Origin of the sequence: Limnohabitans planktonicus II-D5 (assembly GCF_001270065.2) — a bacterium.
GTDB classification, from domain to species: Bacteria; Pseudomonadota; Gammaproteobacteria; order Burkholderiales; family Burkholderiaceae_C; genus Limnohabitans_A; species Limnohabitans_A planktonicus.
This window is the reverse complement of record NZ_LFYT02000055.1, coordinates 1-9463: the sequence shown is the minus strand read 5'-3', so window position 1 is coordinate 9463 and position 9463 is coordinate 1. Positions and strand designations below refer to the sequence as shown.

At 56.4% G+C, this 9463-nt stretch carries 10 protein-coding genes; 8 read left to right on the top strand and 2 right to left on the bottom strand.

From position 1 onward, the window contains the following. Positions 1–2968, top strand: a 2968-nt coding sequence (locus H663_RS40510; protein WP_240620599.1) for a beta strand repeat-containing protein, incomplete at its 5' end; no start/stop codon positions are given. Between the two features lie 288 nt (positions 2969–3256). Here H663_RS40510 and H663_RS40500 read toward each other — a convergent pair. Then, positions 3257–3571 carry a BON domain-containing protein gene (locus H663_RS40500; RefSeq protein ID WP_053172128.1) on the bottom strand — a complete coding sequence of 105 codons (315 nt, stop codon included), beginning with the start codon at positions 3569–3571 and terminating at the stop codon, positions 3257–3259. A gap of 275 nt (positions 3572–3846) precedes the next feature. Between H663_RS40500 and H663_RS40495 the strand changes: the two genes are divergently transcribed. From H663_RS40495 to H663_RS40485, 4 genes are all read left to right on the top strand, one after another. Continuing rightward, positions 3847–4173 carry a hypothetical protein gene (locus H663_RS40495; RefSeq protein ID WP_053172126.1) on the top strand — a complete coding sequence of 109 codons (327 nt, stop codon included), beginning with the start codon at positions 3847–3849 and terminating at the stop codon, positions 4171–4173. Next, on the top strand, positions 4170–4556 hold the full coding sequence (locus H663_RS40490) for a hypothetical protein (protein WP_133240091.1): 387 nt from the start codon (positions 4170–4172) through the stop codon (positions 4554–4556). The genes H663_RS40495 and H663_RS40490 overlap by 4 nt, the downstream gene beginning before the upstream one ends. Then, on the top strand, positions 4553–4717 hold the full coding sequence (locus H663_RS41810) for a hypothetical protein (RefSeq protein WP_165803977.1): 165 nt from the start codon (positions 4553–4555) through the stop codon (positions 4715–4717). The genes H663_RS40490 and H663_RS41810 overlap by 4 nt, the downstream gene beginning before the upstream one ends. Positions 4718–4793: 76 nt before the next feature. Further along, entirely contained in the window at positions 4794–5942 is a 1149-nt protein-coding gene (locus H663_RS40485) for an outer membrane beta-barrel protein (protein ID WP_053172121.1), read from the top strand. A 176-nt stretch (positions 5943–6118) separates the two neighbouring features. Here the strand turns inward: H663_RS40485 and H663_RS40480 are convergent, their stop codons facing one another. Further along, the gene (locus H663_RS40480) at positions 6119–7051 is read right to left on the bottom strand and encodes a LysR family transcriptional regulator (protein ID WP_053172120.1); all 933 of its coding nucleotides are present in this window, start codon (positions 7049–7051) and stop codon (positions 6119–6121) included. A 101-nt stretch (positions 7052–7152) separates the two neighbouring features. On the opposite strand from H663_RS40480, the gene H663_RS40475 reads away from it, so the two are divergent. The 3 genes from H663_RS40475 (at position 7153) to H663_RS40465 (ending at position 9462) form a co-directional block, all read left to right on the top strand. Next, a complete protein-coding gene (locus H663_RS40475; RefSeq protein WP_053172201.1) occupies positions 7153–8232 on the top strand; it encodes an alkene reductase in 1080 nt (359 codons plus the stop codon). A gap of 58 nt (positions 8233–8290) precedes the next feature. Continuing rightward, positions 8291–8548: a muconolactone Delta-isomerase family protein gene (locus tag H663_RS40470; RefSeq protein WP_053172117.1), complete on the top strand. Its 258-nt coding sequence runs from the start codon at positions 8291–8293 to the stop codon at positions 8546–8548. A gap of 149 nt (positions 8549–8697) precedes the next feature. Then, positions 8698–9462: a site-specific integrase gene (locus H663_RS40465; protein ID WP_116695955.1), complete on the top strand. Its 765-nt coding sequence runs from the start codon at positions 8698–8700 to the stop codon at positions 9460–9462. Position 9463: the final 1 nt, after the last annotated feature.

Here is a 9463-nt window from a genome sequence, read left to right as displayed (position 1 = left end):
CACCAGCGCCAATGGCGTGGCAAAGGCCACCCAAAGCACCCAACTCTTTGGCTCCGACTCGCTCACCGGCGGCACCTTTGCGTTTACCGACAAAAACGCAGGCGGCAACAAAACCGTCAAGACATCGGGTGTGACCATCAACGACGGAAACAACGGTGCCAACTACACCGTCAGCTACGTGGACAACACCACCAGCAGCATCACCGCCAAAAACCTCACCGTCAGTTACAGCGCTGCAAGTAAAACCTATGACGGCAGCCGCACGGCCGCAGTCACCGCCAGCTCTGCCGATCTGATCAGCGGGGATATTGTGAGCTTTAACAAGACCAGCGCCAATTTCAGTGACAAGAACGTGGACACCAACAAGACCGTCACCGTGACTGGCTTGTCCATCAACGGCAACGATGCTGGCAACTACAACCTGACCAACACCAGCGCCACCACAACCGCAGCGATCAGTCAGGCGAGACTGCAAGAGGTCAATGCAGCTAAAACCTATGACGGCCAAAGCACCGTCACAGGCAACCAGCTGACCCTCATCAAAGGTGTGGGCAATGAGACATTCACGGCTGCAGCTACAGACACCGCCAGCATCACGGGCAAAGATGTGACAACAGCCAACAACAAGGTCACCAGCACATCGGGCTTGAACCTGACGGGTACTGCTGAGGGCACCTTGGCCTCGAACTACGACCTGACAGCCACGCCCGTGGCCAGCGCAGTGACGATCGCCCAAAAAGAAGTGGTCTTGTCTGCTGCCAAGACCTATGACGGCAACAAGAACCTGAGCGCTGCTCAATTGAGCATCACCACAGGTGTGGGATCGGAAACCCTGAGCTCCAGTGGTGCCACGATCAACAGCAAGAACGTTGCAGATAACAGCACCAACTTCGTCGATGCTGTGACATTGGTCGATGGTTCGGGTGTGAATGCTGGCCTGGCCAGCAACTACAAAGCACCGACACTGACGGTTCGGGACGGCGATAAAAACACTGTATCGATCAGCAAAGCCACACTCGCCTTGACGCTGGCTAACCAGACCAAGGTGTACGACGGCACCGACACCGCTGCCATCAAGGCCGGTGATGTCACTGCCACTGGCGTGACTGTGGGCAGCAACACCGAGTCAGCCTCGTTCAAAGCAGTCACGGGTGCATACAACAGCAAGAACGTGGCCAGCGCCAACGCGACCTCGGCCACCGTCTCGTCCACCAATGTGGACACGACTGCCCATGGCTTGGACTTGAACAACTACACCTTGTCTACAACGGGTGTAACGCAGACCGCAAGCAACAACACCAGCGCCATCAGCAAGGCCACACTCGCCTTGGCTCTGGCTGACCAGACCAAGGTGTACGACGGCACGGTCACTGCTTCCATCAAGGCCGGTGATGTCACGGCCACTGGCGTGACTGTGGGCACCAGCACTGAGTCCATTTCGTTCAAAGCAGTCACGGGTGCCTTCAACAGCAAGAACGTGGCCAGCGCCAGTTCGTCATCGGCCACCGTTTCATCCACCAGCGTGGACACCGCCACGGCTGCCCATGGCATGGACTTAAGCAACTACACCTTGTCCACAACGGGTGTGACGCAGATCGCAAGCAACAACGCCAGCACCATCAGCAAAGCCAATCTGAATGTCGCGGCCCAGACTGTGACCAAGGTCTATGACGGCACAACGGCTGCGACAGGCACAGGCACAGTGGGCACCCTGGCTGGACAAGCCGCAGGTGAAAGCGTGAACAGCGCTGGCACACAGACCTTCACCGACAAGAACTTCGGCATGGGCAACAAGACCGTCAAAGCCTCGGGCGTGACGATCAAAGACGGCTCGGGCGCAGACGTAACAGGCAACTACAACGTGGCCTACTCCGACAACACCGCCAGCACGATCAACAAAGCCGACCTGAGCGTGACCGCGCAAGCGGTGACCAAGGTCTATGACGGCACAACGGCTGCGACAGGCACAGGCACAGTGGGCGCACTGGCTGGACAAGCCGCAGGTGAAAGCGTGAACAGCGCTGGCACACAGACCTTCACCGACAAGAACTTTGGCGTGGGCAACAAGACCGTCAAAGCCTCGGGCGTGACGATCAAAGACAGCTCGGGCGCAGACGTGACGGGCAACTACAACGTGGCCTACACCGACAACACAGCCAGCACGATCAACAAAGCCAAACTCACCGTCACCCTGGCCGACCAATCCAAAACCTACGACGGTACAACAGCAGCCACCCTGGTTCCCAGCGCGTTCACCGTCAAAGGTGTGACCGTTGCGGGTCAGACTGAAACCGCCAGCGTGAATCAAACAGCCGCCTTGTACAACGACAAGAATGTGCTGGGCGCGAGCAGCGTCACGGCCATTCTGGTGGCGGGCAACTTTGCGGGCGCAACGGGTACGGATCTGAACAACTACATCTTGCCGACCTCGGTGACTGCCAATGGCTCGATCACGCCTAAGGTTGCGGCTGTGACGGGCACGGCCACCACAATGCAGGCAAATGGCACACTGCAAACGCAGTTGCCAGCAACCAAGTCGGGCTTTGTGGCAGGTGAGGACGTGACGGTCTCTGGCTTGGCCACAGGCATGATTGCGGGCACCTACAACTCGAACTTGAGCGCTGCACCTGCCAATGCGGCCACGGTGTTGAGCAACTACAACATGGCTTACACCAACGCAACGCTGAAGATCACGCCTGCCATCGTGACCAACAGCACCGTGGCGGTGGCCTTGGCCCGCACACCGACGCCGAGCAGCCGGTTGAATTTGTTGGGCTTCTCCAACACGAGTGCCCAGGGAGCTGCTGTGGCGGGTAACGTGTATTCCGGGGACGATAGCAAAGGTCTGCCGAGCGCTAAAGGCTTGTCGCCACAAACTTGCTCACCTGAGAACTTGCAGCAATGCGAGTGCCAGGAAGGTGGTGACAATGGCATAGAAATGTGCACGGCGACTGACTCCAAGTTTTGAGCGAAATTTGCAGGCTTTGTGCTGACGGATTTGATGATGGTTCGCTTGTTCTGAATTTCACGTTTGTCCGAACACGGGATCCCCGCTTTCGCTCGCGATGACGGGGTGTTCGGTATGGCGGGGAGGCTGCGACATGACGATCCAGAAGTGGTGGCAGTGCAAGCACTGGATGGTCACGCTCCGCTCGCCATGTCGGCCTATGGGTCTCGCCATGACCCACGCCGTCATCGCAAGCAGCTGTCTGGCCATACGCTTTCACAGCTGCAACGTCCATTCAGGCGTCAAAGGTCAAGGGCGGATGACGATCTCATTTTTGACGGAGGTCACGCCCTTGACGCCGCGTGCAATGCTTTCGGCCTTGTTGCGTTCCAGCGTGTTCTTGGCAAAACCCGACAACAAGACCGTGCCTTTCAAGGTCTCCACACTGATGGCGGCACCGGAGACGTCTTTGTCTTCAACAAAACGTGACTTGACCAAGGTCGTGATGCCTGTGTCATCGATGTAAGCGCCAACCGTTTGCTGCCCGCGAGACACCGCACAGCCTGTGGCAGCCAGAAGAACCAAAGAAGCGGCCAGCGCGGCCACGGTGTTTTTTTGAATCATGAAAAAGTCCTGTCGTTCATGCCATGAAAACGACCCAAGCCAAGTCGGGTCACAAGCTTGGACACACAGCACATTTGTCACCGAGTCCAAGTCAAACAGACTCTAGGCATACACCCACATGACGTCAGTGCGCGACATCACAGGCGCTGTGCTGATTCGCAGATGCTGTGCGTATGGTCACGGTGTCTCTAAAACGGTGTGACAGGCAACAGACATCATCGGCCGTAGTTTTTACAGTGAAAGTTCTTCTTTTTTTATTCACTGAAAAGGCCAACATGTCCGACCTCAAAACTCCTCAAGAAAAAATGTCAGCCGTGGGTGCTGACATCAGCGGCAAAGTCAACGATGTGATCGATGAAGCACGTCCAGTGCTTCACCGCATCGCAGACCGCGTCAGCGACACGGCGCAGGAATTGGCGCAAAAAGGCAAAGACGCTGCCCATGAAGCGCAAGAGCAACTGGAAATCGGTGCTCAGCGCGTGCGCGAAAACGCTGAGCATTACGTCCAAAACGCCCCCCTCAAATCCTTGTTGCTTGCAGCAGGCACGGGCGCTGCGGTGGCATTGGCGGTGTCTTGGTACATGAATTCCAACAAGCCTTGATGTTCAAGCTGCTGCTCAAACTCCTGGTGTTGCCTCCTGAATTGCTCAAAGTGCATGCTCAAGGTTACGCAGATTTGGCCAGCCAGGCTTGGGCTGATCACCTGTGTGCCTTGAAAAACCGTTGGGTGATGTATGCACTCAGCGCACTGAACTTGCTGCTGGCTTTGATTTTGGGTGGTGTGGCCTTGTTGTTGTGGAGTGCCTTGCCCCTCAACGACGCGCCCCATGCCTGGGTTTTGCTGGCCTTGCCATTGATCCTTTTAGGCTTGAGTGGACTGTGTTGGGTTTGGGCTCGCAGCTTGCGTGTACGACCACTCATGGACGACATCAAATGCCAAATTCAGCTGGACCTTCTGGCGATCCAACAAGCGCAAACGTCATGAGTCACGACTTGACGCCTGCGCAGCGTCTGGCTGTTTCACGCGCCAGATTGGTGGAGGCTTTACGCGACCCGGCGTGGCTGATTCTGGTGCAGCGCTGGCTCCAGGCCAAAGCCCGAGCGGCATCGCACCAGCCCCCAGCCGAACGCAACTCAGGACCGTGACGCCCGAAGCACGGAGGTCTTTTTGACCCACACCCTTTTCGACACAGGCATTTCGCCTATTTTTGGAGCAAGAGAAATGAAACGACTGATATTCAACCCACGGCCAGCACTGCTGGTCCTGACTGTTCTGGCCAGTGCCTTGGCACAAGCGCAAGACGACACCACCAACACAGGTGTATATGTAGGCATTGGCGCTGGCGAATCCAAGGGCCACTTTGACAGCCGCCGAAAGGCGCGAGAGTTTGGCGCGTCCACGAACAATATGACAGAAGACCACAGGGGCGCAAGCTACAAAGCCTTTGTGGGATTCCCCTTGAGCCCTTTCTGGGCGGTTGAAGCGGGTTATTTTGATCTGGGTCGTTTCGGCTACAGCGGCTCACCGGTAGGCAGCGCGTCGGCTCTTTCCCGCACCAATGGGTTGAACTTGGATTTGGTCGGCACACTGCCCATCACTGACCGCTGGTCCTTGCTCGGTCGTGTGGGTGCAGCCTATGCAGAAACCAAAGACAGTTACAGCAATGGAAGCTCGCAAAAAAATCGCGACACCCATTACAAATTCGGTTTTGGTACTCAGTACGCTTTCACGCCTGCTGTGACTTTGCGGGTGGAAGGCGAACGCTACCGCATCGACAAAATCCTGGGCAACCGCGCTGATGTGGACGTGCTGTCGCTGTCCCTCGTTTACCGTTTTGGCGGATCAACCCCCGCCACCAAAACTGCGTACACGCCCTATGTTCCGCCAGCACCCGAACCCGTGGTTGCACAGGCTCCTGTGGTGACGCCAGAGCCTCCCCCGCCTCCTCCTGCACCACTGCCTCCTCCACCCAAGCCTTGGGTCAAGGTGAAACTGGAGGCCGATTCCTTGTTTGGCTTTGACCAAGACAGCCTGCAATCCGACGGCAAGCAAGCCCTGGACAAACTGCTGCAGGAACTGAAAACCGTCAACGTCGAGGCGATCCAGATCACGGGTCACAGCGACCGTTTGGGCAGCAAGGCATACAACCAAAAATTGTCCACAAAGCGCGCCGAAGCAGTGAAAAACTACTTGGTGCAAATCGGTGGCATTCCTGACAACAAAGTCACGGCCACCGGCGTGGGCTCTAGCCAGCCCGACACCCAGCCTGGCGATTGCAAAGGCAGCAAGCCCACCCAGGCCCTGATCACCTGCCTGCGTGTTGACCGCCGCGTGGAAGTTGAAGTCTCAGGCTCGCAGCAACAACGCTGAGCGTCCTGATAAAAAGCCTGCACCTTTGACGAGGTGCGGGCTTTTTTCATGTCCAAACGCATTCCCGCTTGGAGAAGTTGTGGGTCGGTGGTGAAGGGTTTGCCTGTGGATGTTTTTATGGGGGGATGAACCTGCCCAAGATGCAGCAAGACGACTGCTGCACACCTGTGCCGTTTTCAGTGGGCGCTTAACGTTGGCATAGGCAGCCCATTCAAACCCACCTCTTTTTCAGCGTAAACATCACATAAAAACCGCACAAAAGCGGCCACTTTGCTGCTGACCAAACGGCGTGAGGAATGCAAGATCCAGATCTCTACGGCACGTTCAGAAACTTCACCCCAGCACACAAGTCTTCCTTGGGCGATGTCATCTTCAATGAAATTCCTCGCCAAAACCGCAGCACCAATGCCAACCATCGCGGCGTCTCGGATGGTGATGGGATTGGGCAGTCTGAGTACGGCGTGCCGATGAAGGGTCTGTGTGACTTCGCCGCTGCGAAGGGTCCATGTGCCAGTCTCCGGCATGCCAATGCCCACAATGGCGGGAACGCTGGGAGTGCTGTCTGTCCCAACAGCAGCTTTTGGAAAAGCCAGCGATGGGGCTGCAACGACCGCCAGCCTGTCGCGAAAGAAACACCGCCCCACCAACTCGTCGTCAGGCTTGGGGTTGACGCGGATCACGACGTCGTAGCCATCCGCGATCAAATCGACGGCATGGTCTTCGACCGTGACTTCCAATTGGACTTCAGGATAGCGAACTGCAAATTCGGCGGCCAATCGCCCCATAGCGGCATTGCCAAATGTGACAGGCGCACTGATGCGCAAGCGGCCCCGTGGCTCACTCTGCCCCTCGGTTAATTCTTGCGCTGCATCGGACACCTCTTCCAGCAAACCTGCCGTTCGGTTGTAAAGGGTTTTGCCCTCTTCAGTCAGCCGAAATGAACGGCCCACGCGCTCCAGCAAGCGCACCCCTAAACCCTCTTCAAGTTCGGCAACATGCCGGGATAAAGAAGCTTTGGAGCGGCCGCTGGCTCGACTGGCTTTGCCAAAGCCTTCGTGACGGGCCACCAGATTGAAGTCGGCCAGGGCCTGGAAATTTAAATGTTCCATTTTTGAGACTTAGTGTATTGATGTGGCCTATATATTTCAAAAATGATACAGCATACGATCCGTACATTGCACTTTTGCTTCATCACTTCAAAGGATTTATCGTGTCCACAGAAAAACTATTGAGCCCCTTCAACCATGGGCCATTTGAATTCAAAAACCGCGTATTCATGGCACCCATGACGCGCTCGCGTGCCCCGGATCGTGTGCCTAACGAGCTGATGGTTCAGTACTACACCCAACGTGCATCGGCCGGCCTGATCATCACCGAAGGCACCCAAGTGAGTGAGCAGGGCATCGGTTATGTGTTCACGCCGGGCATTCATACGCAAGCGCAAATTCAGGGCTGGAAACGTGTCACTGACGCCGTTCACGGTGCAGATGGCTTGATCTTCGCTCAGTTGTGGCATGTGGGTCGTGTCTCTCACCCTGCATTCCACGGCGGCAAGCTCCCCCTGGCACCTTCGGCCATTGGTTTTCAAGCACAGGTCTACACCCCACAAGGTCCGCAAGACACGGTGACCCCGCAAGCCATGACACTGGACGATATCCAGCAGGCGATTGCACAGTTCAAGGCAGGCGCACAAGCGGCCAAAGATGCAGGATTTGACGGGGTTGAAATCCATGGCGCTTTTGGATATCTGCCGGCCCAATTCCTGGAAGATGGCTCCAATCAACGCACCGATGAATATGGTGGCTCCATTGAAAACCGTGCCCGCTTTCTGCTGGAAGTCACCGATGCCGTGATCGCCGTCTGGGGCGCGGAGCGGGTTTCTGTGCGACTGTCGCCTCGCATTCCCTACAACGGCATGAGCGACAGCCAGCCAGAGCAAACCTATGTGTATGTGGTTGAGCAGCTCGAAGCGCGCAAGCTGGGCATTTTGCATTTCATGGAACCCGCGCAACTGCCTGAGGGCGTGAGCCCCTTGGCACCAAGCGTGCGCCAACGGTTTACCGGTTTGCTTTTGCTCAATACAGCTTATGACCAGCACAGTGCCGCAAAAGTCGTTGATCAAGGCGGTGCTGATGCCGTGTCGTTCGGGGCGCTGTTCTTGGCCAACCCCGATTTGCCCGAGCGCTTCAAACGCGGTGCACCGCTCAACCAGCCCGATCGCGCCACCATGTACGGCGGCCAAGCCCAAGGGTATGTGGACTATCCCGCGCTAGAAACTGAAGGGGTGTAAGGCATCAGCCTTTCAGATGCTCATTCACTCAGTAACCTACAACTCAGGAAAAACAGCAATGCAAAAATTCATGATCGATATTTTGTTGCAAGGCCTGGACCACGACACCCGCATGCGTTTGTTGCCCGCAGAGCAAGCCATGGTGAAGACTTGGGAGGAAGACGGCAGCCTGCTGGCCTCGTACATCAAACAAGATGCCGCGGGCATTTACATGGTTCTGCTTGCGCAAGATGCACAAGACGCGGACGCGAAACTTTCAAAGTTACCTTATTACCCGTACATGAAGATTGAAATAACGCCGCTGCGAGTGATGTAACACAGTCCCAAGGTCTGACTTCAATGATGTGTTGGACGAAGCCGCTACGCGGAGCGGGTGTGCCGCAACGGCTGTTGGTGAATTCGTAAGCTGTAGGCTCATGCCTCAATTGTGGGGCATGTGATCTTCAACTTATCTGGAGTTCGCCCATGTCGACGTATCCCGGTGGCTATGACCCCGCCATTTTCCCCGAACCATTTTCCAGCGCGTACCGCACCCACCTGCAACACCTCAAGCTCAAAGGCCTGCAGCCCAAGACCATTGACGCTTACGCCCGTGCAATTCGGCGCATGGGCGACTACTTTGATTTTGCAATTGACAAGCTCTCGCCCACGCAACTGACCCACTATTTCAGCGATCTTGTGGCCTCCCATTCTTGGAGCGCCGTCAAACTCGATCTTTATGGCTTCAAGTTCTTTACCTTACATGTGCTTGGCAAACCCTGGAGCAGCCCGAACTTCATCAAGCCCCCCAAGGTTCAGCGCTTGCCTGACATCGTTACCGTCGAAGAAGCGCAAGCTCTGTTTGCCGCCACTCGGGTGTTGAGTTACCGCGTGTTTTTCTTCACGCTTTACAGCATGGGATTGCGTCTGAGCGAAGGCTTGGCTTTGAAGGTCGCAGACATTGATGCAGTTCGCCAGCGCGTACATATTCGCGACTCCAAAGGTAACCGTGACCGGCTGGTTCCCTTGCCTGCAGCCACGCTTTTGGTGCTGCGCCGCTTTTGGGCCACGCACCGCAACCCCGAGCTGATGTTTCCCAATCGCCTGGGTGGATTGAAGGGCGCGCACGCGGCACGTACGCCGCTGGACCGGGGCGGCGTGCAAAAGACATTGCATCAAGTGGCCATCGATTGCGGCCTAAAAAAAAGATCACCCCGCACAGCCTGCGCCACAGCTATGCCACGCACCTGAT